Genomic DNA, 24456 nt, shown 5'->3' with positions numbered 1-24456 from the left:
GGGCCGGCCAATACACCGATTTTTAAGCCGGCTCCGCGACTTTAATGGCCTTCAACTCCGCCTCCCGCGCCTGGGCATCGGCCAACCGATACAACTCGATCGAGCCGTCCCAATGTTCGATCAGCGCCGTGCACGACTCCACCCAATCCCCGCAATTGAGGTAATCCACCTCGCCGACCTTGCGAATCTCGGCATGGTGAATGTGCCCGCACACCACGCCATGCAACTCGCGTTTGACGCATTCGTGGGCGATGGCTTCTTCAAAATCGCTGATGAAGCTGACGGCGGTCTTGACCTTATGCTTGAGGTACGCCGACAGCGACCAATAGCCGTAGCCATAACGGGCACGCCAATGGTTGAGCCAGCGGTTGAGGGTCAGGGTGAATTCGTAGGCCGAGTCGCCGAGGAAAGCCAGCCAGCGGTGGTAGCGAGTAATCACGTCGAACTGATCGCCGTGAATCACCAGCAGATGACGACCATCGGCAGTCACATGCACCGCTTCGTCCACCAACTGGATATTGCCCAGCATCAGTTTCGAATAACGGCGCAGGAATTCGTCATGGTTGCCGGTGACGTAGATCACTTCCGTGCCGCGCTTGCTCATGGTCAACAGGCGACGAATCACATTGGTGTGCGCCTGGGGCCAATACATGCCGCTGCGCAGTTTCCAGCCGTCGATGATGTCACCGACCAGGTAAATTTTGTCGGCGTGGTAGCCCTTGAGAAACTGCGACAGGTGTTCGGCCTGGCAGTCCCGGGTGCCCAAATGCACGTCGGAAATCCACAAGGTGCGCACACGTTGCTTACGGCTGGGTTTGGCGAGCTCGGCGCTGGTCATGGGCAACCTCTGCGATATTTTTTGCGAGCTTGCGCCGATGCCGTTAACAGCAAGTGACATAAACAAGTCAGTGTGGTGACAGTGAGTCCGGGGATGGCGGTGTAGACTGGCAACCTGCTCCGGGAGACCTGCGATGAGACCGATCCTCACACTCCGCCAATACACCCACGACCTGATCGTCCACAGTCACGACCACGCACAACTGGTATTCGGGCTGTCAGGCGCACTGGATTTCGAGGTCGAGGGGCGTGGCAGCCAGGTGGTTCAGCAGAGCTTCGTGGTCGTGCCGTCCGGGGCGCATCATGCCTGCGACAGCGCCCATGGCAGTCGTTGCCTGGTGCTGGATGTGCCGAGCGATCAGTGGGTTTCTCAGTCACTGGGGGACCACGCCGAAGCCAGTCGCCGCTTGCTCGACAATGCCGGGCGCCTGTCGCTGGACGCCAGGCAAAGCCAATTGGTGAGCTGGCTGGCGGGCAGCCCGATCAGTGATCCGCTGATCGCCCAGCAAGGCGCGGTGTTGCTGCTGGCCAGCCTCAATAACACCAAACCCGACAGGGTGGGTGGCCGGCGCCTGCCTTATGCGGCGCTCAATGCACACATCGATCAATACGCGGCCTATCCACTGCAAGTCGCCGATCTGGCGCGCATTGTCGGCCTGTCCAGCGCCCGGTTGCACGCGCGCTTCGTAGCGGAATGCGGGCAGACACCGATGGACTACATTCGCAGTCGCCGGTTGCACATCGCCGTGGGCTTGTTGCGCGATTCGGCGCTGCCCATTGGCGAGATTGCCAGTCGGGTCGGTTACAGCTCACAAAGCGCTTTCGCCGCGGCGGTGCTGCGTGAGTTCGGGGCCCCCCCCGGTAGATTGCGGCGCGAGGCTGGCGACAAATGACGCGAGTCTGGCGACAGACATAGCCCGCTCAGCACGATTCAATGGATGGATATGGGCCGGCGATGTTGTCGGCCGGATTCGATACGTTTATCAAGGATCGCAATGACTCCCCGTACCGCCCTTGGCGCTCTGCATATCGGTGCACTGATGTTCGGCCTGACCGGCGTGTTCGGCAAACTCGCCGCCGCCTCCCCGGCCATCATCGTGTTCGGCCGTGCCGCGTTTGCCGTCCTCGCCCTGGCATTTTTCGCCCGGTTCGCCAGCACTACCCGTTGGCAGACACTCGACGCCACGGACTGGCGCCGCCTGTTGCTCAGTGGCCTGCTGCTGGCCGGGCACTGGGTGAGTTTCTTCATCGCGGTGAAGGTGGCCGGGGTGGCGATCGCGACCCTGGGTTTTGCCAGTTTCCCGGCGTTTACCGTGATCCTCGAAGGGCTGGTCTTCCGCGAGCGAATCCGCGCCAATGAAATTCTGCTGGTGGTGCTGGTCAGCGTCGGACTGGTGCTGGTCACGCCGGACTTCGATCTGGCCAGCGGCGCCACCACCGGCCTGCTGTGGGCGGTGGCGTCCGGTTTGCTGTTCGCCCTGCTGTCTCTGACCAATCGCGCCAGCTCCGCAAGGATTCCGCCGGTGCAGGCTGCACTGTGTCAGAACGTGGTGGTTGCTATCTGCCTGCTACCGGTGGCACTGCCGCAGTTGAGCGAAGTGCGCGCCATCGACTGGCTGTGGATCGGTTTGCTCGGTGTATTCTGCACTGGTGTGGCCCACAGTCTGTTCGTCGCCAGCCTGGCGGTTATCAAGGCGCGAACCGCGTCAGTGGTGTTCGCGATGGAGCCGGTTTATGGCATCACCGTGGCCTGGCTGCTGTTTGATGAAAACCCGACCCTGCGCATGCTGATCGGCGGTGCACTGATCATTGTGGCGATTGTGGTTTCCAGCCGATTCTCGGGTGGCTCAAGCAAAAAGACCGTTGCTGTACAAGCCTCGTCTCACTGAGTGCGCTCGTTGTGGCCCAGGTCGCGGTCCGGATCGATCTGATCGCGGACCCGCTGCTTGAGCACCTTGGCCTCGGGGAAACCGCCGTCGGCCTTGCGCTCCCAGAGCTGTACATCGTCACAGAAAATATGAAAAACCCCGCCAGTGCCGGGCACCAGGGACACTTTGCCCAAATCGTCACCGAAAGTGCTGAGCAGTTCCTGGGCCAGCCAGGCAGCGCGCAACAGCCATTGGCATTGCGTGCAATAGGTGATGACGATTTCCGGTTTACGCGCAGTCATGATTGGCAAAACTCCTGAGCCTGAGGGCGTCGCCATGATAGCTGCAAAGGTGGGATGACATACATTCCTGTAGGAGCTGGCTTGCCAGCGAATGCTGCAATCTTTTCGATCTTCAGCGAATACCGGCCAACAGCGTCCGGGCCGTTTCCTTGAGCGGTTCGTCGCCTTCCTTGAGCAACTCGTTGAGCAGCTCGATGGCACTGTCCAGATCGCCATCGTCGATGCAGGTCTGGGCCTGTTCGAGTTTGCCCGCGCGGCTCGACCCGACTGGTTCAAGATCGATCAACTCAGCATTCAGCGGTTCAAGCTCCAGCGGCTGACCGGGATCGCTGAATTCGTTGAGAAAGGTGTCGTCCAGGGATTGAGCGTCAGGTTCGGCGACCCATTCAAGCTCAGGTTCATCCAGCGTCGGCTCGTCGGGCATTTCGAAGACATCGGGCAATATGTGCAGGTTCGAAGTGAACCCAGGCTCGTCCGCCGGCAAGGGTTCACTCGACGGTTTGGCGCTGGACGGTGAGTTTTCGAAGGGGCTGATCAGGTCCCAGTTCGCATCCATCGACAGGTCATCCAGATTCAACTTGAACTCATCGCCTTGTGCCGCTTCAGGGATTACAGCCGTGGGTGGAGTCACTGCCACGGCGGCGACCGGCACGGCGCTGACCAGTTTCGGATAGCGGGTACGGATATCCTGCAGTTGCTGTGCATCGAACCCGGCATCGCGCAGACTGCTTTCCTGCGCGTCATACGCTTGCGCGTCCCCCTGTTTGCCGAGGACTTCCAGCAGTTGCACGGCCAGATCGGTGCGCTGGGGTTCCCTGACCAACGCCTCTCGCAACAAACCGGCCGCCTCGGCCAAACGTCCATAAGCCAGGTAGATACCAACCCCTTCCAGCACATCGCCTGCAGCAGTCTCATCAGCCGATCCGGCTACCGGTTGCGGCTGGGACGCCGGCCTGATCGGTTCTGCGGCATGGTTGGGCACCGGCTCATGGCGCGACGGCTGCACGGGTAATGGCTCGGGCAAGGCCTGAACCTGCTGCCGTTGACGGCGAATGAACACGCCGAGCATCACCAAAGCCATCAGCGCCAACAACCCGACGATCAGCGGCCAATGGCTGGCCTCGGGCGTCTCGACAACCGCCGGGACCGGCGTCGGCACCGCGGGCGCAACCGGTGCCGGCGATGCCTGTTTGACTTCCGCCAACTGGGTTTGCAGTTCGATCACCTGTTTTTTCTGACCGGCGATCTGCTCGTCCTGGGCCTGAAGCTTCGCATTGAGCTCATCAATGGTCTTTTGCAGCTGCTGGTTCTGCAGCACGCTGGTGGCCAGTTGTTCGGCAACAGGATCACTCACCGGTGCGGCGGCGGGTTTATCGACATCAGGCTTGGGTGCCGAACTCTTCACGGCAGGTGGCGGAGCAACAGCCGGTTCGACGGACGGGAACGCGGACGACTGAGGGCGCGGCGCGGGGTCGTCACTGGCGGGAACAATCCCCGGCGAACCCGGCGGATCGATCAGCACTGTGTATTCGCGCAGCAAATGCCCGTTGGGCTGATTGAGCTGCACCAGAAAATTCAGGAAGGGTTCCTTGACCGGTTTGCTGGAAGTCACCCGGATCAGGCTGCGGTTGCCCCGCAGGATCGGTGTGAACTTCAGATCATTGAGGAAGAACACCCGCTCGACACCGGCGCGACTGAATTCGTCCGCCGTCGCCAAGCTGACCGACAGCTCGCCCTCCTCCAGGCCACCGGCGTCCACCAGGGCGATATCGGCATTGAACGGCTGATTCAACGCCGAATGCTGGGTGATCTCACCCAAACCCAGCGCAGGGGCCAATGCCGAGTAAGTGACGGCACCACCGACCAGCAGCAGCCTGGCGCAACACCGCAATACAACGTGCCAACTCTCGAGCATGAGCATCCCTTAGATAACCAGAACCAACCTGTACGTGTTCGCACATCCGGTACGAACACAATATTGCCTAGTAGTTCTTTATAGTCTGCCCAACGGGGTATCTCAAAAGTCCGGCGCGTGGTTGTGCCTCAAGATTTTTCCAGGTTGGCCAGAATGTGCCCGTGAACCCGCATGCAGACCTTCAAATCCGCCTCATCGACGCCTGCGAACAATTCGTGGCGCAGTTGCGTGGCAATGGTTTCAATTTGTTCGATCAAGGGCCGGGCCGGGGCACAGAGGACGATTTTTTTCGCCCGACGATCTTCCAGCACCGATTGACGTTGCACCAGTCCCTGGCTTTCCAGGCTGTCGAGCAGTCGAGCCAGGGTAGGCCCTTCGACACCGACGCTTTGCGCCAACTCGCGCTGGGTCGGGGCATCATCGAAACGCGCCAGGTGCAGCAGCACCAGCCAGCGCGCTTGGGACAGACCCAAACCTGCCAGTCGGCGGTCCAGTTCGGCACGCCAGCCTCGGGACATCTGGGCCAGTTGCATGCCAAAACGGTGTTGATCGGTTAACGGCATAAAACACTCATGGTTAGACTGAAATAGAGAAAAACTAATTATTAGTCAGCTAAGCATGACCTTTGGCTATAGGCAAGGTGTGCGCTGTACTGAATCGTTACATCTGCGCGGCAGGTCATTCAAATTTCGAATTCCGACTGCAGAGCAGCGCGAACACAATACAAAACGCCTTCCGGCACTCTCCCTGCGAACAACGCGGCTATCTCCGCCACCGGCGGCAACTCGCCTTCGCCGTCAAGGAAAGCGTCCTGGACTTCGCCCATCAACTCTTCGGGCAGGTCCAGCGCTTGTTCCAGCGACAGCTGCTGCTTGCCGATGGCCTCGGCAAGCATCGTGTAGACGTTCTTTTCCGAGCATTGCAGCTGACCGGCGATCTGCAGCGGTGTCATGCCGGCCCGGGCCAGCGTGATCAGTTCGTGGCGCACATCGGCCACCACTTTCGGTGCCTCGACCTGACCGCCGAGCACTTCCAGGAAGGCTTCGCCGTAACGTTCCAGCTTGCGCGCACCGACGCCGCTGACCGTGGCCATTTGCGCCAGCGAGGTCGGCTGGCTGCGGAGCATTTCCAGCAGCGTCGAGTCGGGGAAAATGACATACGGCGGCACGCCATGCTCTTCGGCCAGTTTGCGGCGCAGGGCACGCAAGGCTTCCCACTGTTCGCGCTCCTCGAAGCGCACCAGTTGGCTGGCCTGGCTCTTGCTGCTTTTGGCGGTGGTTTGCGGCTTGAGGTCGCGGCGCAGTTCCAGGGTCACTTCGCCCTTGAGCAGCGGTCGGCAAGTATCGCTCAGGCGCAGCCCGCCGTACCCTTCCAGGTCGATGTCCGCCAGACCGCGGGCAACAAGCTGTCGGAACAAGGAGCGCCATTCACTTTCGCCCAGCGCTTTGCCTACGCCGTATACCGACAAATGCTGATGGCCAAAGCTGCGGACCTTTTCGTTGTCCTTGCCCAGCAACACGTCCACCAGATGGCCGACGCCGTAGCGTTGGCCGGTGCGGTAGATCGCCGACAGCGCCTGACGGGCCGGCTCGGTGGCATCCCAGGTCTGCACGCCGTCGATGCAGTTATCGCAGTGGCCGCAAGGCTCGGGCATGTCTTCGTCGAAGTACGCGAGCAGGGTCTGGCGACGGCAGCGGGTTTCTTCGCAGAGCGAGAGCATGGCGTCAAGCTTGTGCTGCTCCAGACGCTTGTGGCGCTCGTCGCCTTCGGAGTTTTGCAGCATCTGCTTGAGCATCACCACGTCTTGCAGGCCGTACGCCATCCAGGCATCCGCCGGCAGACCGTCACGACCGCCGCGACCGGTTTCCTGGTAGTAGGCCTCAAGGGACTTGGGCAAATCGAGGTGCGCCACAAAACGCACGTTGGGCTTGTCGATCCCCATGCCGAACGCCACGGTGGCGACCATGATCAGGCCTTCCTCGTTGAGGAAGCGCTTCTGGTGATGCGCCCGGGTTTCGTTGGCCAGACCGGCGTGGTACGGCAGCGCCGGAAAGCCTTGCTCGCTGAGGAACACCGCCACTTCGTCGACCTTTTTGCGCGACAGGCAGTAAACGATGCCGGCATCGCTGCGCCGCTCGGCGAGGAATGCCAGCAACTGCTTGCGCGGCTGTTCCTTGGGCACGATGCGATAAAAAATGTTGGGGCGGTCGAAACTCGACAGAAAGCGCTCGGCATCCTGCAAGTGCAGGCGATCGACGATTTCTTCCCGGGTGCGCTTGTCGGCGGTGGCGGTCAGGGCAATGCGCGGAACGCTGGGGAACAGTTCCGCCAACTGCCCCAATTGCAGGTATTCACGACGAAAGTCGTGGCCCCATTGGGATACGCAGTGCGCTTCGTCGATGGCGAACAGGGCGATTTCGAGACTTTGCAGGAAGGCCAGCATCCGTGGCTGAACCAGACGCTCGGGTGCCAGGTAGAGCATTTTCACCTCGCCACGCTTGATCCGTGCGGCGAGATCGCGCTGCTGCTCGGCGCTGAGGGTGGAGTTCAACGACGCCGCGGCGACGCCCAGCTCTTCGAGAGTAGCGACCTGATCGTCCATCAGCGCGATCAGCGGCGACACCACCACCGCCAGGCCCTCGCGCAGCAGAGCCGGCACCTGGAAGCACAAGGACTTGCCGCCCCCGGTAGGCATCAGTACCAGGGCGTCGCCGCCACTGGCCACGCGCTCAATGATTGCACCCTGACGGCCACGGAAACTGTCGTAGCCGAAGATGTCCTTGAGAACGCGTTGAGCCTGTTCGAGCATAAAAACTCCAAAAATCACCGAAACATCCCTGCAAGGCTGGTTCAGAATCACGAAAGCTGCACTGACAAATCGTAAGTGCGCATTGCATGACGCTTCATATTTCAGCCTGGATGCCAGCAGGGCATCACAAAACGCGGGAGTATACCCGAGCCCTCCTCTGCAAAGGGCGCCACTGATAAGACGCACGCAAGCCAACCTGTGGGGGCAAATATGCCGCGCGGCTGGCCTGTGCGCTCAAGAAGGCCTAGAATTCCCGCATCGTATATTCCCCAAGGTAGCCCTTTAATGTCCTTCGCTGAGCAACTAACCCGCCTGCAAGTCTTCCTCGACGCCGACGAGCTGCATGACGAGGCGCTGGACTACGTGGCCGCCCACGGCTACCTCACCGCGCTGTCGATCTGTTCCGAAAGCGTTCCCGACCGTGAATGGATCGACGCGCTCTTCGCCGAAGAGCCGCATTACGCCGACGACACCGAGCGTGAAGCGATCGAATCCACCCTTTTACTGCTCAAGGCGCACATCGCCCGCCAACTGGCGTCCGATGAAGAGTTCGAGCTGCCGTGCGAACTTGACCTGGGCGACGACCCGGACGATTCCGACCTGCGAGGCTGGTGCATCGGCTTCATGGAAGGCGTGTTCCTGCGCGAAGCGGCCTGGTTCGAAACCGCCGAAGACGAAGTCAGCGAAATGCTGCTGCCGATCATGGTCGGTTCGGGTCTGTTCGATGAACAGCCTGAGTTCTCCGACATCGCGGCCGACGCCAACCTGATGGACGACATGATCGTGCAGATCCCGGAAGCCCTGACCGCGCTGTACTTGCTGTGCAACGCGCCAGACGAAAAACCGGCGATCCTCAAGCCACGTCACCACTAAGGTTTTGCCTATGGACAACCCCATAGGCAACCGCCCCCTGATGTTGCGCTACGTGCTGCTGGCCATCGGCTGGCTGAGCGTAGTGCTGGGGGTGATCGGGATTTTCCTGCCGGTGCTGCCCACCACACCGTTCCTGTTGCTGGCGGCCGCCTGTTTCGCCCGCAGTTCACCGCGTTTCTATCATTGGCTGGTGGAACATCCCCGGCTTGGGCCGTGGGTTCGCGATTACCTGGACGGCAACGGCATCCCGCTCAAGGGCAAGGTCTACACCATCGGGTTGATGTGGGCGAGCATCCTGCTTTCCTGCTACCTGGTGCCCCTGCCGTGGGCGCGTGGGTTCATGCTGACCAGTGCAGTGCTGGTGACGGTTTACATCCTCAAGCAGAAAACACTGCATAGATCCTGAGTTTTTGAATCACTTGATCGTTCCCACGGTCCCCGTGGGAATACCGCCCGGGACGCTCCGCGTCCCTTCGCCGGTGTGACGCAGAGCGTCACAGGATGCATTCCCACGCAGAGCATGGGAACGATCATCAATCCTGCGCCTTTCGTCCGACGACCTGCCCTCCCTCGCCGTAAACACCACCTAGACTTCAGGCAATCTGCATCCGAGCAGTCAGACATGTCCCGCGGTCTGCGTAGTCCAGGATGGTCAACGCTCCGACTTCGGTTCGGCGGATGGCTGCTGCTGATGAGTTTTCTGCTGGCCGGTTTGGGCAGTGTCCGGGCCGACTGGGATTTTGCGCAGATTCTGCAAACGGCCGAAAAACGTTACGGTCCCCTTGGCCAGGCACAGGGACGGATCGAGGCCTGGAGCCAGATGCTGCAAAGCGAACGCAACCAGCCTGAGCGCGAACAACTGAACGCGGTCAATCGCTTCTTCAATCAGCAACTGAGTTTTCAGGATGACACGCGCATTTGGCGTCAGACCGATTACTGGGCCACGCCCGTGGAATCCTTGATCAAGGCCGCAGGCGACTGTGAAGACTACGCTCTGGCGAAATACTTCAGCCTGCGTCACCTCGGGATTCCCAGCGAGAATCTGCGCATCACCTACGTCAAGGCCCTGACCCGGAATCAGGCGCACATGGTGTTGACCTTCTACAGCAGCCCCACGGCCGATCCGCTGGTGCTGGACAACCTGATCGGCGAGATACGCCCCGCTTCCCAACGCAACGACCTGTTGCCGGTGTATGCCTTCAACGCCGAAGGCCTGTACTTGCCAGGGGCCAATGGCGGCAAACGCAGCAGCGACTCGAAAAAACTGTCGCGCTGGCAAGACGTATTGAAAAAGATGCAAATCGAAGGGTTCGCCGTAGGCGAAGGCTAGCCGCTATAGCAAGGAGCGTTTTATGTCATTGCGTAAACAGTTGTTTCTCGCCATTTGCCTGTTCTTGCTGGTGGCCTTCAGCGGCAGTTTTTTTGTCAGCCTGGAAAGCTCTCGCGACCAGATGCTCAGCCAGTTGCGCTCCCATGCCCAGGACGCCGCCACGGCGCTGGGCCTGTCGTTGACCGCGCAGATCGACGACCCGGCGATGATCGAATTGATGGTCAGCTCGATTTTCGACAGTGGTTATTTCAGCAGCATTCGGGTCATCAATATCGAAAATGAACAGGTAATGGTGGAACGCAGCATAACGGCGCAAATCGAGGGTGTTCCCGGCTGGTTCGTCGACCTGGTGAACCTGCGTCCGCAGGGTGGCGATGCACTGGTCATGCGGGGTTGGGAGCAGGCAGCCCGGGTCCAGGTGCTGAGCAATCCGCAATTCGCCCTGGCCAAACTCTGGGACAGCACCCTTGGCAGTCTGATCTGGCTGCTGATTTGCGGACTGCTCAGCGCGGTGTTTGGCGGCTGGTTGTTGCGCCGGCAACTGCGGCCACTCGACAAGATGGTCAAACAGGCCGAAGCCATCAGCAAACGCGAGTTCCTGAGCCTGCCGAAACTGCCGCGCACACCGGAGTTGAAACGCGTGGTGCTGGCCATGAACCAGATGGTCGAAAAACTCAAAGCCTTGTTCTCCGAAGAGGCCGCGCGCAGCGAAAAGCTGCGCGCCGAATCCTATCAGGACAGCCTCACGGGCCTGGCCAACCGACGCTTGCTGGATGAACAACTGACCGATCAATTACTGGTTTGCGAGCAAAGCCGCGACGGTCATTTGCTGATGCTGCGGATCAATGACCTGATCGGCCTCAACCAACGCCTGGGCGGCCAGCGCACCGATGCCCTGATCAGTGCCGTCGGCGAATTGCTCAAGCGCCTGACGCAACCACCGGAACGTCGCACCTGGCTCGCCGCACGCAATCGCGGCGGCGAATTCAGCTTGCTGACTCCAGGCCTGGACAGTAAGGATGCCGCACGCCTGGCCTCCGAAATCAGCGCCACCCTGGAAAACCTGCGCCTGACTGGCGCCAGCGATTGCATGCCAGTGGCGCATCTGGGCGTGGTCGCCTATCACCCCGGCGAACCGGCGGACGATGTGCTGCTGCGCCTCGATCAGGCACTGACCCAGGCTCGGCAACATCCCGAGCGACCGTGGATTTACCTGGCCCAGTCCGATAACGCGCTCAACCAGTCCCAACGCGACTGGCGTAACTGGATCGACGACGCGCTGACCGAAGGCAATATGCAGCTGTATTTCCAGCCGGTGGTGCAGTGCGCCGACACCAGCCAGGTGCTGCATCACAAAGTCCTCGCACGCCTGCTTGATCCCCAAGGCGAGGCGATAGCCGCCGGGGATTTCCTGCCGTGGATCGAACGCCTTGGCTGGTCGGCGCGGTTCGACCTGGCGATGCTCGAAACCACCCTCGAATACCTGGCCGCCAACCGTTGGCCACTCGCGTTGAGCCTGTCCGGCAGCACCCTGCGCGATCAGACCCAGCTGAAACTGATCTGCGACCTGCTCGAATCACTGCCGGAGCTCGCGCCGCTGCTGACGCTGGAAATCGACGAACGCCAACTACCGCCCCCCGAAGAGCTGCAACGCCTGAGCCATAGCCTGCTCAACACCGGTTACCGCATCGGGTTGCAGCATTTTGGCGGCAGCTTCAGCCAGATCGGTAACCTGACTCAATTGGGTTTGGCTTACTTGAAAATCGACGGTGCGTACATTCGTGGCATCGATGAGCAGGGTGATAAACGCCTGTTCATCGAGGCGATTTTTCGGGCGACCAACAGTATTGATCTGCCGTTGATTGCCGAGATGGTTGAGACACAGGGGGAGCTGGAGGTGATTCGAGAGCTAGGGGTATTCGGGGTGATGGGGCGCTTGATCGGGCCGCCGGAGCCGATGTAAATCGGCAGGTCCGCATCATCCCGGATACACCGCTTCATCGTTCACCACGTCGGTGCCTCAGGGCCGGCGCTCCTCAACCCGAGCCTGGCTCTTGCTCCAATCGGTCAGCAGGCTGTAAGCCACGGCCAACAATGTCGGGCCGATGAACAGCCCGATAAACCCGAACGCAATCAACCCGCCAAACACCCCGAGCAACACAATCACCAACGGCAAATTCCCGCCCCGACTGATCAGGTACGGCTTAAGCACATTGTCGACCCCGCTGATGATGAACATCCCCCAAACCCCGAGGAACACCGCCATCCCGTACTCGCCCTTCCAGGCCAGCCACGCCGTGGCCGGAATCCATACCAAGGGCGGCCCCATCGGAATCAGGCTCAGCAAAAACGTCACAATCCCCAGCACCAATGCCCCGGGCACGCCGGCAATCAGGAAGCCGATCAATGCCAGTACCGCTTGAGCCGCCGCGGTGCCGATGACCCCGTTGACCACCCGCTGCACGGTGCCCGCCACCAGTTCGATGTAATAGCCGGCACGATCACCGATCAGCCGCTCCAGCAACCCATGGACGAACACCGCCAGCCGTGGCCCGTCCCGGTAGAAAAAGAACACGAAAACAATACTCAGTGTCAGCTCGAGAATCCCGCCGCCGATCTGCGCACTGCGCGCCAGCAACCAGTTACCGACCTGGCCCAGATAGGGCTTGATCGCCAGCATCATCGCCGCGCCTTGCTGATCGATGCTGTTCCAGATCCCTACCAGCCGCTCGCCGACCAAGGGAATAGCGCCCAGCCACGCCGGAGCCTCAGGCAGACCGTCGACTTGCACATCCTTGATGAACGCCGTGGCATCGCGCACATGATCCGCCAGGTTGAACCCCAGCCACACCAGTGGCGCCGCCACCAATATCATCCAGCCAAGCGTCAGCAACAATGCTGCCAGGGATTCACGGCCATTGAGCCAACGGGTCAGCAGGCGCATCAGCGGCCAACTGGCAAACGCCAGCACCGCGCCCCAGAACAGCGCCGACCAGAACGGCGCCATCACCCATAAACTCGCGCCAAATAGCACCAGAAGCAGGATCTGCACCAACAGCCGATCGTTATTGAGCATGTAAAATTCCGAAAAAATCAGCCGAAAAAGTCACTCAGCAAAGAGTAGGCGAACGCACACCATGCGTCGCCGAATGAAACTTACCGCAACAGTTCAAAGCGCAGACCAGAGCCCTCGACGCTGCCGGTTTCCATCCGTGCCGACCGTACACCCTGGCCGATCAGCGCCTGACGCCAGGCTTCGGCATTGGGCCCCGAAACATTGACGCGCAGCGTGGTATCCAAGTTCAGGCCTCGGGAAATCAAACGCAGCCAGGTGTCGTCAGGGTCGCCGACGAGTTTAGGAAAATCGAGTTTTCCGGTGCTTTTGAGCTGGCGCAGCAAGGTCGCGGACGTCGGCACCAGATCACCCAGCGGCGCAGCGGCGTTGAACTGCTCGACGTGCAGATACGCCCTGCGGTTGCCGCGAGTGATGCTGTAAAGCGCCACTAATGTGTTGTCCTGAGGGGCCGCCAGACGCAGCAGTAAATAAGCCTGCTGGTTATCGGAGCCATAAAGCTTGGCATTGCCAAAGACTTCATTGGCCCACAAGCTGCTTTCGCCGCAATCGCGGGCCTGACACCAGAACAACAGCTCGGCGCCCTGCTTCTGCAAGGCTTCGCGGGCGGCGGTGAAGGCATCGGTGGAGGAATGCTCCGGCGGCAATTCGTAGGTGACCGAGGTGGTTTGCCCCCGTGCGGTGACCTGGCCGTCAAAGCGCAACTGACCGCTGATCTTGCGGATCGAACCCAGCGGGTAGATCCGTTCAAGTTCAGCCGCGGGGCGATAATCGACGATTTGCGCATCGGCCATGCGCGGTACGATCGGCAAGTCCTGACTGCCCGGAATGTCAGCGGCCAATAACCAGGGACTGAAACTGCACAGCGCCAGCAGAGTGAGTGAGCGCATGGATAGACTCATCGGATCAACATGGCCTGGGCACCTTTGATGACGCTGTCGTCATCGATGCGCTCTGGCACCCGCAAACCGCGTTGTACCGCCGCACGCGCCTCCATGGCGGCCATCCAGCGTTGCAAGGCCGGCAAGCCGTCCACCGAGACACCAGACCAGTCGTGGCCACGGACCCACGGAAAGGTCGCGATGTCGGCAATGCTGTATTCACCCGCCAGAAATTCCACGGCTTGCAGACGCGTGTCGAGCACTTCATACAGGCGTCGGGTTTCATGTTGATAGCGGTCTATGGCGCCCTGGAGCTTTTCCGGGAAATAGCGGAAAAACACGTTGGCCTGGCCCTGCATCGGGCCGATGCCGCCCATCTGGAACATCAGCCACTGCAACACCACCGAGCGCCCTTTCGGATCCCGGGGCAGCAGTTTGCCGGTCATCTCGGCGAGGTAAATCAGGATCGCGCCGGATTCGAACACGGCGAAATCGTCATTGGCGCGGTCGACAATGGCCGGAATCCGCCCATTGGGATTGATCTTGAGGAACGCCTCGGACTTCTGTTCCTTTTTATCGAAACTCAAGGCATGCACCGTGTAGGGCAGGCCGAGTTCCTCGAGCACGATAGAGACCTTGTGGCCATTGGGGGTCGCAGCGGTGTACAGATCTATCATGGTTGTCTCCCATTTCAACCCGCCCAGCCTCGACAGTTGCCCGGCGCAAGTCAAGGAACGGCGAAGAACCGATTGAAACAGTCTGCGACAAGACCGGCACCGGGTTCGTCATTGAGGTGCAAATGATGGCCGCCAGGCAACTGTTCATGGCTAAAGGGTAGACGTTCCAGCAACTCGGGATGTTTGGCGAGCATGCCGTCAGCCGCGACCACCAGGTGTGCAGGACAACTGACGCGCTGGACGAAAGCCATCGCCTGGTCAGTGGTCAGACGCAGCGGCGACGGCAGCGTCAGGCGGTTGTCGGTGCGCCAGGTATAACCGCCCGGCACCGGCATCAAGCCGCGCTGGGCCAGCAGTTCAGCGGCTTCGCGACTGACCGCCACCAGGCCTTTCATGCGCGCTTCGATGGCTCGGTCGAGGGTGCCGTAGACCGGTTTGCGTTTCTCCCGCAGATCCAGCTGCGCTTGCAGGGCCATGCCCATGCGCTCGGCGGCATTTTCGCCGTTGTCTGTAGGAGGGATGATGCCGTCGATCAACGCCAGATGAGTCACCCGCTCCGGCAACGACCCGGCCAGCACCAGCGAGACGATCGCCCCGAGGGAATGCCCCAGCAGCGCAAAACGTTTCCACCCCAACTGTTCGGCCACTTGTAACACGTCGTGGGCATAGTCCCACAGCGCGTAACCGGCGCCGTTCGGCCGATGCCCCGAGTGACCGTGCCCGGCCATGTCCAGCGCGATGATGCGCAAGCCGTTGAGCTTGGGTGCCAGCCGGGCAAAGCTGTTGGCGTTGTCCAGCCAGCCGTGCAAGGCAATCACCGGCAAGCCGTCCTCGGGACCGAACAAGTGCGCCGCCAACTCGATGTGCGGCAGGCTCAAGCGAACTTCCTCGACGACGCTGCTCATGCGCAATCCTGTTGGCGGCGACCTTCCCAGCGACTGAACAGATGCTTGAGCAGCGTGGCCGTGTCCTGTGGACGTTCCAGGGGAAACATATGGCCACCGGGCAGGGTCAAGGATTCACCCAGCGGCATGCGCCCGACGGAACGAGCGTGATGACGCATCACCACGCGGCTCTTGTGCCCGCGAACTACCGCCAGCGGCACTTTCAGCTGCCGCGCGCGACCGGGGCTGGTGTGGGGCACGCCACGGTAGATGCTGATTTCCGTGGCCGGGTCGAAACGCAGGCGCAGCTTGTCGCCGACCTTTTGCAATCCATGTTGAAGATAGGCCTCGAAGCATTCCGGATCGAAGCCACGAAACAGGGTCTTACCGGCGAAATACAGGCGGGCCGCCTCCAGATCGGCGAACTCTTCCCGTCGTCCCAACGTACGGCCGGCCGGGGTCAGGCGGTCGATGAAACCGAAGCGTTTGGCGGCCCGGATCACCCATTGATCGGCGCGGGTCAACACCGGTGAATCGAGCATTACCACGCCGCGATACAGCTCAGGGCAACGCAACGCGGCATGCAGGTGCAGCACGCCGCCGAAGGAGTGGCCGACGCCCCAGACCGGTTCCGGCTGCTGTTTGAGGTGATGAATCAGCTCATCCACCAGGTTGTGCCAGTTGTCGTCCGCCGGAAAACGCGGGTCATGGGCGTGCTGCTCCAGATGCGCCACCTGGTACTCCGGCGCCAGCGCGGCAAACAGCTTGCCGTACGTGGCCGAGGGGAAACCATTGGCGTGGGCGAAAAATATCTGTTGCGACATACCGGCAGATCCATCAGCGAGAACAAGAGTTGATTGTCTGTAAGACGGGATCCTACAGCAATGACCATAACTGCCAGGAATGGTGGTAGGAGATGTCGCCAGAATCAAAAGATCGCAGCCTTCGGCAGCTCCGGGGGCACGCGATCTTTTGACTTTGCTGCTTCAACGCGCCGGCGGCTTCTCCCCCAACGGCACCACCGCCATGGTCAGCCGCGACACACAACTGGCCTTGCCCTCATCGCTGCTCAAACGGATATCCCAGACATGGGTGGTGCGCCCGATGTGAATCGCCTTGGCCACCGCCGTCACTCGCCCACTGCGCAGGCCGCGCAAATGGTTGGCGTTTATTTCCAGGCCCACGCAGTAAAATTTGCTGGCGTCGATGCACAGGAAACTGGCCATCGAGCCGACGGTTTCGGCCAGCACCACCGAGGCGCCGCCATGCAGCAATCCATACGGCTGGTGCGTGCGATGGTCGATGACCATGCTCGCGGTCAGGGACTCGTCATCGAAGGCTTCGAAGCGAATATCCAGCACTTCGCCGATGGTATTTTTCTGGATTGCGTTCAACTGCTCGACGTTGGGAGTGGTGCGCCACAGACTCATCGTTACGTTCCTTTGTTAGTGTTGTTCGTGGCTCAATCCTGCCACAGCACCGCCTCGCTGCGCGCGCTCCATTCTTCGAAGCGCGCGCCGTAAGCCGCTTCGATCATGTTGCGTTTGATCTTCAGGGTCGGTGTCAGGAAGCCGTTTTCCACCGCCCATTTTTGGTCTGGCGCAAGCGCAGCCAACCAAGCAGGTGCTTGGTTGACTGTTTCACACAAAAAAGAACGTCACCGTCCATGTAGGAGCGAGGCTTGCCCGCGAAGGGGCCTTCGAAAACGCTAAAAGCTTCGCGGGCAAGCCTCGCTCCTACAAAAGCAGAAGCAAAGGCAGGTTATGGGGTTTTGATGCCGTTGAGCTTCATCGCCCCGACCAGCAGTTCATCGCCTTCAAGTTCGGCCAACCCGGCGGTGCCGACTCTCTCCGGTTCCTGCACATGACCGTGCTGCAAGTAACCCAGCAAGTTACCGACCAGCGGGTTATGGCTGACCAGCAGCGCATGATCCACGGACACCAACTGCTCCGCCACTGCTTGCGGAAAAGTGTCGGGCTTGAGCCAGTCGACCGTGCGTATCTCCGGCCCGAAACCCAGCGCCGTACGCACGATTTCTGCCGTCTCCTGCGCTCGATGATAAGGACTGGCATAAATGGCGGTGAGCGGCTGGCCGATCAATTGTGCGGCAGTGCGCAACACCTCTTCACGCCCCTTGACGGTCAGAGTCCGCTCGGAGTCCGGGCGAGTACCGTGAGGTTCGGCTTCACCATGACGCAATACCCAGAGTTTCATAGCTTCGGTTCCTCATCTCGGGCCGGATGCGGTGCCGGCGCCACAACGTGCGGGGCTTCACCTTCCGGAGTACGCGGCGCTGGCCAATCGGCGAACGGCCAGGGTTTCTGGTCGCTGTGGAAACTGCCGAAACGACCGATCTGCGCCAGAAACTGGCTCAGGCTGTCGCCGAAGTTCATCAGGCTGGCGCTCGGTGCGCCATAAATCAAACGATAGATCAGCTGCACCAGCACCACTGCACCGAGGATCAGTTGCGCCACTTGCCAGACCAGCACATAGACAATCATCCATAGCACCCGCAGCAGGATGGATTCGTACTTGCCTTCTACTTTCGGATCGTTCATGTCTGTCTCGCTCCCTGCCCGTATCGGTTAAGTACTCAGTTGAAATCACTGGTGGAGATAAAGTCCACGTCGGTTTTCGGTTCCCCCCGCATCAGCAGCTCAATCACCTGCTCAAGCGTGCGCCCTTCGAACAGAATCGCGTGCAATCCGGCGACCAGCGGCATGTACACACCCACTTCCTGAGCCTTGGCCTTGAGCACTTTGAGGGTGTTCACGCCTTCGGCCACTTCGCCCAGACTGGTCACCGCGTCCTCCAGGCTCAAGCCCTGGCCGAGGGCAAACCCGACCTGGTAGTTGCGGCTTTTCGGCGACGAGCAGGTGACGATCAAATCACCGACCCCCGCCAGCCCCAGGAACGTCATCGGGTTGGCGCCCTGATTCACCGCGAAGCGGGTCATTTCCGCCAGCGCCCGGGTGATCAGCATACTCTTGGTGTTTTCCCCCATGCCCAGCGCCACCGCCATGCCGGCGATGATGGCGTAGACGTTCTTCAGCGCCCCGCCCAGCTCCACGCCAAAGCGGTCGGCGCTGGCGTACACGCGAAAGGTCCGGCCATGCAGCGCGGCCTGGACTTGCCGGCAAAGGTCTTCGTCTTCGCTGGCGACCACCGTGGCGGTCAGCGCGTGTTCGGCGATTTCACGGGCCAGGTTCGGCCCGGACAGCACGCCGATGCGCGCTTGCGGGGCGATGTCTTCAAGAATCTGGCTCATCAGCTTGAACGTATGGGCTTCAATGCCTTTGGTCAGGCTCACCAGCATTTTGCCGCTCAAAAGCTGAGCGAAGGGTGCCAGCACCGAGCGCAGCGCGCTGGACGGCAGCGCGACGAAGCACAGGTCGCAGGCCTGCAGGGTGGCTTGCAGGTCCGTGACCGCCTCCACCGCAGGAAGAATCTTGATGCCTTTGAGGTAACGCGGGTTCTCGCGATTGACCCGTATGGCCTCGGCCTGCTCGGGGTCACGCATCCACAGCCGCACCTGATGCCCGTTCTCGGCCAGCAGATTAGCCACGGCGGTACCAAAACTTCCGCCTCCCAGGACCGCAATTGGGCGCTGTTCAGTCATATGCAATCCGTTAATCCATACCAGTGGCGATGCCGGCATTATACGGAGCGGCCCAGTGGCGGCCAGCCCCCGCATCAATTACCGACACTTGTAGGAAGAAGACCAAGAAAACCGAGGAAAATGCCCATAACGTGACTGGAAAAGTCGTTGAGCTCGGTTAACATGCGCGCCAACTAATCGCTATCAAGGCCGTACCGTGTCTTTTGGCTCCCGCTCTCCTCGCTCGCCACTGGTGCTGGCGCTGATTTTCAGCCCGCCATTGCTGGCCGACGATCTGTTCCTGGACAACGATCCGTTGCCGCAAGTACTGACCGCGACGCGCCTGAAGCAGTCGCCGGCGGCCGTGCCGGGCAGCATGACGGTGATCGACAGCGAACTGATCAACGCCAGCGGCGCGCGGGACATCAGCGAGTTGCTGCGGCTGGTGCCGGGGATGATGGTTGGCAATATCAACGGCAATCAGGCCGCGGTGAACTACCACGGGACCAACGCCAGTGAAGCGCGGCGCATGCAAGTGCTGATCGACGGCCGCTCGGTGTACCGCGCGGGCCTGGCCACGGTGGACTGGAGTGACATTCCGGTGGCCATGGAAGACATCGAACGCATCGAGGTTTTCCGTGGCCCGAACACCGTCAGCTACGGCGCCAACGCGTTGATGGCGGTGGTCAACATCATCACCCGCAAACCGGCCGACAGCCATGGCACGCGGCTGAAAGTCACCCGCGGCCAGCGCGGCATCAACGACTTCTACGCCAGCCAGGGCATGGGTTGGGACAGTGGCGACCTGCGCCTGTCGCTGTCCGGCCAACAGGACGATGGCTTCGACTCGGACCGCACCGGCGCCGATTACCGCGACAGCCGTCGCTTGAACCGCTTCAGCCTCGCCGTCAGCCAGACGCTCAATGAAAACCAGAGCATCGATTGGCAACTGAATGCCAAGGACGGGACCAATCAGCGACCCTATACCTACCGCCCGGTGTTCTCAGGGATTACCGCCGCCGGGAACAATTCCGACGTCATCGCCAAGGACTACGCCGGGTCGCTGCGCTGGAACCTGGACATCAACCCCGATCACAGCCTTTACATTCAGGGTTCGGCGCAACACTGGGACCGTCAGCAGACCTGGCGCGCCTGCGATGCCGAGGTCTCGTTCAGCCCGGAACTGACCCAGCTTTGGCAACTCAACCCCAATTACACCGAACGTCTGGCGCGCAACATCGCACGCTTCACCGGCCTCGGCGCGCCTCCCGGCACGGCAGCGGAACAAGCCCTGGCCAATCAGGTTCTGGCGCAATGGCGAAACGGCGCCAGCCAAACGCTGTGCGGCGACATCGATCAGAGCGCCCGGGAATCGCGCTACGACCTCGAACTGCAAGACACCCTCAGCCTGTCCGACACTCTGCGGCTGGTCAGCGGCATGAACTATCGTTACGACCGGGCAGATTCCGAGACCTACTTCAATGGCACGCTCGACGACACCACCTGGCGGGCGTTCGGCCAACTCGAGTGGCGCGCCACCGAGCACTGGCTGCTGCAGGGCGGCGCGATGTTCGAAAACACGCAATTGACCGGCAGCTCGCTGACTCCACGGGTGGCGGTCAATTACCTGATCAACCCGCGCCACGGCTTGCGCGCGGTGTATTCGGAAGCCGTCCGCTCACCGGACATGTTCGAAAACAGCGTCAACTGGAGCTACCAGGTGACCAACTTGCAACCCAGTGCCTACGGCCAGACCAGCGCCCGCTATTTCGTCAGGACCCGCGGCCCAGGCGACCTTGAACAAGAGCGCATGCGTTCCCGGGAATTGGGCTACAACGGCTACTTCGCCGAGTGGGGGCTGACGGTCGATGTAAAACTGTTTTACGACGAAATCACCGGCATGATCAGCGAACCGCTGCGCAACAATCAGTACATCGCCAGCAACTCCAACAACTCGCGCTATACCGGGACTGAGACCCAACTGGACTGGCGCGTCAGTAGTGCCGACCGTCTGCGCCTGACCTACGCCTATGTCGATGCCGAGGCGAGCAACCCGCTGGATGCACAACAGACGGCCCGCCACAGCGGCTCCGCCGGTTGGCTGCGCAATTGGGACCACGGCTGGAACAGCGCGCTCTTCTACTATGGCGCCGACGCCCTCAACGGTTACCGTTTCGAACGGGTCGACACCCGCATCGCCAAACGCATCGGCCTGGGCAAGGCCAATCTGGAACTGGCCGGGGTTCTCCAGCAACGCCTCGACAATCAGCCCACGACCTTCGTCGATAACAATTACGACGAGCGCCGGGTGCTCTACTTCAGCGCGGAGCTGGAGTTTTAAGATGCAACATCGCCTGTCACGCAAGACGCCAACCCTTGGCCGCCTGCTGGCCGGGTTGTGCCTGGCGTTTGCCGGGCTGCTGTGCAATCTGCCGGTACGGGCTGATGACATCTTGCTGACCGGCGCCGAAGACAGCCCGGGGGTGCGGTCTTTCGTTCAGGCCCTGAGCGAATTGCGCCCCACCGACAGCGTGCGTTTCCAGCCGGTCGCCAGCTTGCCGGCGCCCGGCCAACTGTCCGCTGGCACTCGCCTGATTCTGCTTGACTTGCAAAGCCTCGACTGGCGTCTGCAAGACACCCGGGGCCCGGCGACGCTGGTGTTGCGCATCAGCCGCCTGCAAGCCCACCAACGCTTTGGCGATGTTTCACCCCCGCACCTCAGCCTGCTGTGGAGCGATCCGCCGCTGGATCGACAGTTGCGCCTGACTCGACTTCTCCTGCCCGAGGCCCGACGGGTCGGCGTGCTTTTCGACAGCCATAGCGAATTCCTGTTGAAGGAGCTGCGTCAAGCCGCCCAGCCCCTGGGCCTTGAAGTGGTGACCGAGCGCTGGGACAACACCCATGACAGCCGCCCCTTGCAGGCCCTGCTGAAAAACAGTGACGTGCTGCTGGGCCTGGACGATCCTGATCTGTACAACCCCAAAACCGTGAAAAACCTGCTGCTCAGCAGCTACGCGCGGCAACTGCCGCTGATCGGCCCCAACGCCGCCTTCGTCAGGGCCGGCAGCCTCGCCAGCACCTACAGCGACCAGAGCGATTGGCTGAAGATTCTCGACGAATTGCTCGACCGACCTTCGCACACTTGGCCGCGCACACTTTATCCGCAGCACTTCAAGGTCTTGAGCAACCCGCAAGTGGCTCGTTCATTAAGCATTGAACCGATGAATGAAGCCTCTGTCGCAACACAGCTGGCCGAAGGAGAACGCCGCCCATGACCTTTCGTCGCGGTTGGGACATCAATACCCGTACCCAGATCATCAGCCTCGGCCCGGCGCTGTTGCTGACGTTGCTGCTGATCAGTTTCTTCACCTTCGTGCGAATCCAGGACCTGCGCCAGGAACTCAACCGCACCGGTCAACTGATCGCCAACCAACTGGCACCGGCCACCGAATACGGGGTGATCTCGGGCAATAACGACGTGCTCGAAAGTTTGCTCAAGGCCACCCTGGCCACCCCCAATGTGCGCTTTCTGGAGGTACAGGACAGCACCAACCGGATTCTGGTGTACGTCGAACAACCTTCGGAAACCCACAACCGCTCGCGCCAGGTCGAAGTGTTCCAGGCACCGGTACGGCTGCAACGCATCGCGCTCAACAACGACATCTTTCAGAACAGCCGTACCGCCGCCAGTGCACCGGGCGAGGATTATCTGGGCCGGGTGATCGTCGGACTGTCCAACGACGCCTTCAGCCAGCGCCAGCAGGAAATCCTGTTCAAGGCCGCGATCCTGGCCTTGTTCGCCCTGTTGTTCACGTTTCTGTTGGCTCGGCGCCTGGCCGGCAGCCTGTCGCAACCGATCCACGACATCGGCAATGCGGTCAAGGCGATCCAGGAAGGCGACTACAAAACACCGCTGCCGATTGTCGACGACACCGAACTGGGCGCCCTGTCGCAACACATCAACAACCTTGCCCAAGGCCTTGAACAAGCCAGCCGCGAACAGCATCAGGCCATGGCGCAATTGATCCAGACCCGCGAGGAAGCGGAAAGGGCCAACAACGCCAAATCCGATTTCCTGGCCATGATGAGCCATGAACTGCGCACGCCGATGAATGGTGTGCTGGGCATGTTGCAACTGCTGGAAACCACCGAGATGACCGAGGAGCAGATCGAGTACGCGGCACTGGCCTCGGAGTCCACCGAACACCTGCTCAAAGTCATCAACGACATTCTCGATTTCTCGCGCATCGAGCGCTCGGAACTGGAGTTGGAGCACATTGCATTCAACCTCGCGGACTTGATCGGCAGTTGCGCCCAGTCGTTCCAGCACAGCGCGGTACAACGCGGGCTCGACCTGCAACTGCAAATTCCCGAGGACATGCGCGGGCTACAGGTTCAGGGCGATCCGACGCGGATCCGGCAGATTCTGGTCAATCTCATCGGCAATGCGCTGAAGTTCACCGAACGGGGTCGCATCACGATCGAACCGCAGTGGCAGTCCCTGGATCACGAACTGCTGTGGTTCACCTGCACCGTACGCGATAGCGGAATCGGCATCCCGGCCGAAAGCCTGGAATTGATGTTCGACGCGTTCCAGCAGGCCGACAGCTCGATTTCAAGACGTTACGGCGGCACTGGCTTGGGGCTGCCGATTGCCCGCACCCTGGCGGAGCGGATGGGCGGCACCTTGCGCGCCCAGAGCGAAGAAGGCGTGGGCTCGGTGTTCACCCTGGAAATACCTTTGGCCCTCTATAAGCAGCCGCTGCCGACGCAGACACTGACGCTGACGCCGCGAATACACACCGGCCATGCCCACGGCGAAGGTCGCAATCTGCTGCTGGTGGAAGACAACCCGGTCAACCGCACCGTCGTCGAAGCCATGTTGCGCAGCCTGGGTTTTACGGTCAGCGTCGCTACTGATGGCGCACAAGCGGTGCGCAGCGCCGAAAGCCTGATTTTCGAAGCGATTCTGATGGACTGCCGACTGCCGGTCATCGACGGCTACGAGGCCACCCGACAAATTCGCCAACTGCCCGGCTGCGCTGACGTGCCGATCATCGCGCTGACGGCCAACGCCTTGCAGGGCGACCGCGAAGCCTGTTTATCGGCGGGAATGAACGATTACCTGGCCAAGCCCTTCAAACGCACTGATTTGCAGCAAATTCTGCAGCGTTGGGTGCAGTAGTACAGGCCATTCGGCTATCTGCGACTGGCGTGAATGACGAAAGTGCGGCAGTCTTAGGCACCCGAACGAGCCCCAAAAGGGGCTTGAATAATAATTTCAGTGCACAAGTGTACATTCATGTCCTTGGTGCTGTGACTTTCACCACAACGCAATAGTCTATGAGTAGGCTGCTGACTCGAGGCATGACGCTTCGATCGGCCGGGAAGATTCGCCCCACCCTGCCG

At 60.9% G+C, this 24456-nt stretch carries 23 protein-coding genes and 1 pseudogene; 9 read left to right on the top strand and 15 right to left on the bottom strand.

Annotated features, from left to right (window positions below; all coding sequences use genetic code 11):
* Positions 1 to 22: 22 nt before the first annotated feature.
* Complete coding sequence (locus HCU66_RS03355; protein WP_063342878.1) at positions 23 to 838, bottom strand: UDP-2,3-diacylglucosamine diphosphatase; 816 nt, start codon at positions 836 to 838, stop codon at positions 23 to 25.
* 133 nt (positions 839 to 971) lie between these two features.
* Here HCU66_RS03355 and HCU66_RS03350 point away from each other — a divergent pair, with 133 nt between their 5' ends.
* Positions 972 to 1730, top strand: a complete 759-nt coding sequence (locus HCU66_RS03350; RefSeq protein WP_205887156.1) for a helix-turn-helix transcriptional regulator — start codon at positions 972 to 974, stop codon at positions 1728 to 1730.
* Between the two features lie 102 nt (positions 1731 to 1832).
* The gene (locus HCU66_RS03345; protein ID WP_205887155.1) at positions 1833 to 2726 is read left to right on the top strand and encodes a DMT family transporter; all 894 of its coding nucleotides are present in this window, start codon (positions 1833 to 1835) and stop codon (positions 2724 to 2726) included.
* Here the strand turns inward: HCU66_RS03345 and HCU66_RS03340 are convergent.
* The 4 genes from HCU66_RS03340 to recQ all read right to left on the bottom strand — a co-directional run bounded on the left by HCU66_RS03340 (position 2720) and on the right by recQ (position 7731).
* Positions 2720 to 3007, bottom strand: coding sequence for an Rdx family protein (locus tag HCU66_RS03340; RefSeq protein ID WP_205887154.1), 288 nt, complete (start codon positions 3005 to 3007; stop codon positions 2720 to 2722). The genes HCU66_RS03345 and HCU66_RS03340 overlap by 7 nt on opposite strands.
* A 112-nt stretch (positions 3008 to 3119) precedes the next feature.
* Positions 3120 to 4922 (bottom strand): motility hub landmark protein FimV, encoded by a 1803-nt coding sequence (locus tag HCU66_RS03335; protein ID WP_205887153.1) that lies wholly within the window; start codon positions 4920 to 4922, stop codon positions 3120 to 3122.
* A gap of 128 nt (positions 4923 to 5050) precedes the next feature.
* Positions 5051 to 5485: a MarR family transcriptional regulator gene (locus HCU66_RS03330; protein ID WP_205887152.1), complete on the bottom strand. Its 435-nt coding sequence runs from the start codon at positions 5483 to 5485 to the stop codon at positions 5051 to 5053.
* A gap of 119 nt (positions 5486 to 5604) precedes the next feature.
* Positions 5605 to 7731, bottom strand: coding sequence for a DNA helicase RecQ (recQ, locus tag HCU66_RS03325; protein ID WP_205887151.1), 2127 nt, complete (start codon positions 7729 to 7731; stop codon positions 5605 to 5607).
* A 285-nt stretch (positions 7732 to 8016) separates the two neighbouring features.
* On the opposite strand from recQ, the gene HCU66_RS03320 reads away from it, so the two are divergent.
* The 4 genes from HCU66_RS03320 to lapD all read left to right on the top strand — a co-directional run bounded on the left by HCU66_RS03320 (position 8017) and on the right by lapD (position 11897).
* On the top strand, positions 8017 to 8604 hold the full coding sequence (locus HCU66_RS03320) for a UPF0149 family protein (RefSeq protein WP_205887150.1): 588 nt from the start codon (positions 8017 to 8019) through the stop codon (positions 8602 to 8604).
* 10 nt (positions 8605 to 8614) lie between these two features.
* On the top strand, positions 8615 to 9010 hold the full coding sequence (locus HCU66_RS03315; RefSeq protein WP_205887149.1) for a YbaN family protein: 396 nt from the start codon (positions 8615 to 8617) through the stop codon (positions 9008 to 9010).
* 216 nt (positions 9011 to 9226) lie between these two features.
* On the top strand, positions 9227 to 9934 hold the full coding sequence (lapG, locus tag HCU66_RS03310) for a cysteine protease LapG (RefSeq protein ID WP_205887148.1): 708 nt from the start codon (positions 9227 to 9229) through the stop codon (positions 9932 to 9934).
* A gap of 22 nt (positions 9935 to 9956) precedes the next feature.
* Positions 9957 to 11897 carry a cyclic di-GMP receptor LapD gene (gene lapD / locus HCU66_RS03305; RefSeq protein ID WP_205887147.1) on the top strand — a complete coding sequence of 647 codons (1941 nt, stop codon included), beginning with the start codon at positions 9957 to 9959 and terminating at the stop codon, positions 11895 to 11897.
* Positions 11898 to 11954: 57 nt separating this feature from the next.
* Here lapD and HCU66_RS03300 read toward each other — a convergent pair whose 3' ends face one another.
* The 10 genes and pseudogenes from HCU66_RS03300 to HCU66_RS03260 all read right to left on the bottom strand — a co-directional run bounded on the left by HCU66_RS03300 (position 11955) and on the right by HCU66_RS03260 (position 19068).
* Positions 11955 to 13010, bottom strand: coding sequence for an AI-2E family transporter (locus HCU66_RS03300; RefSeq protein WP_205887146.1), 1056 nt, complete (start codon positions 13008 to 13010; stop codon positions 11955 to 11957).
* Between the two features lie 80 nt (positions 13011 to 13090).
* A complete protein-coding gene (locus tag HCU66_RS03295) occupies positions 13091 to 13897 on the bottom strand; it encodes a DUF4892 domain-containing protein (protein WP_205887145.1) in 807 nt (268 codons plus the stop codon).
* A gap of 8 nt (positions 13898 to 13905) precedes the next feature.
* A complete protein-coding gene (locus HCU66_RS03290; protein ID WP_205887144.1) occupies positions 13906 to 14565 on the bottom strand; it encodes a glutathione S-transferase family protein in 660 nt (219 codons plus the stop codon).
* 50 nt (positions 14566 to 14615) lie between these two features.
* Positions 14616 to 15470: an alpha/beta fold hydrolase gene (locus HCU66_RS03285; protein ID WP_205887143.1), complete on the bottom strand. Its 855-nt coding sequence runs from the start codon at positions 15468 to 15470 to the stop codon at positions 14616 to 14618.
* A complete protein-coding gene (locus HCU66_RS03280) occupies positions 15467 to 16273 on the bottom strand; it encodes an alpha/beta fold hydrolase (RefSeq protein WP_205887142.1) in 807 nt (268 codons plus the stop codon). Before HCU66_RS03280 ends, HCU66_RS03285 begins: the two co-directional genes overlap by 4 nt.
* A 162-nt stretch (positions 16274 to 16435) precedes the next feature.
* Positions 16436 to 16879: a hotdog fold thioesterase gene (locus HCU66_RS03275; protein ID WP_205887141.1), complete on the bottom strand. Its 444-nt coding sequence runs from the start codon at positions 16877 to 16879 to the stop codon at positions 16436 to 16438.
* A 32-nt stretch (positions 16880 to 16911) separates the two neighbouring features.
* A pseudogene (locus HCU66_RS27470) lies at positions 16912 to 17037 on the bottom strand (hypothetical protein); the annotation flags it as partial.
* 173 nt (positions 17038 to 17210) lie between these two features.
* Positions 17211 to 17663, bottom strand: a complete 453-nt coding sequence (gene sixA / locus HCU66_RS03270; protein WP_205887140.1) for a phosphohistidine phosphatase SixA — start codon at positions 17661 to 17663, stop codon at positions 17211 to 17213.
* Positions 17660 to 18007, bottom strand: a complete 348-nt coding sequence (locus HCU66_RS03265; protein ID WP_007937595.1) for a DUF4389 domain-containing protein — start codon at positions 18005 to 18007, stop codon at positions 17660 to 17662. Before HCU66_RS03265 ends, sixA begins: the two co-directional genes overlap by 4 nt.
* 35 nt (positions 18008 to 18042) lie before the next feature.
* Positions 18043 to 19068 carry an NAD(P)H-dependent glycerol-3-phosphate dehydrogenase gene (locus HCU66_RS03260; protein ID WP_205887139.1) on the bottom strand — a complete coding sequence of 342 codons (1026 nt, stop codon included), beginning with the start codon at positions 19066 to 19068 and terminating at the stop codon, positions 18043 to 18045.
* A 196-nt stretch (positions 19069 to 19264) separates the two neighbouring features.
* On the opposite strand from HCU66_RS03260, the gene HCU66_RS03255 reads away from it, so the two are divergent.
* From HCU66_RS03255 to HCU66_RS03245, 3 genes are read left to right on the top strand one after another with little or no spacing between them, the layout of a single operon-like run.
* Positions 19265 to 21388, top strand: coding sequence for a TonB-dependent receptor domain-containing protein (locus HCU66_RS03255; RefSeq protein ID WP_205887138.1), 2124 nt, complete (start codon positions 19265 to 19267; stop codon positions 21386 to 21388).
* Position 21389: 1 nt separating this feature from the next.
* Positions 21390 to 22322 (top strand): ABC transporter substrate-binding protein, encoded by a 933-nt coding sequence (locus HCU66_RS03250; protein ID WP_205887137.1) that lies wholly within the window; start codon positions 21390 to 21392, stop codon positions 22320 to 22322.
* Entirely contained in the window at positions 22319 to 24232 is a 1914-nt protein-coding gene (locus HCU66_RS03245; RefSeq protein ID WP_205887136.1) for an ATP-binding protein, read from the top strand. The genes HCU66_RS03250 and HCU66_RS03245 overlap by 4 nt, the downstream gene beginning before the upstream one ends.
* Positions 24233 to 24456 lie beyond the last annotated feature (224 nt).

This window comes from Pseudomonas frederiksbergensis (genome assembly GCF_017114915.1).
In the GTDB taxonomy this organism is placed as follows: Bacteria; Pseudomonadota; Gammaproteobacteria; order Pseudomonadales; family Pseudomonadaceae; genus Aquipseudomonas; species Aquipseudomonas frederiksbergensis_I.
This window is presented reverse-complemented; position numbering and strand designations above follow the sequence as displayed.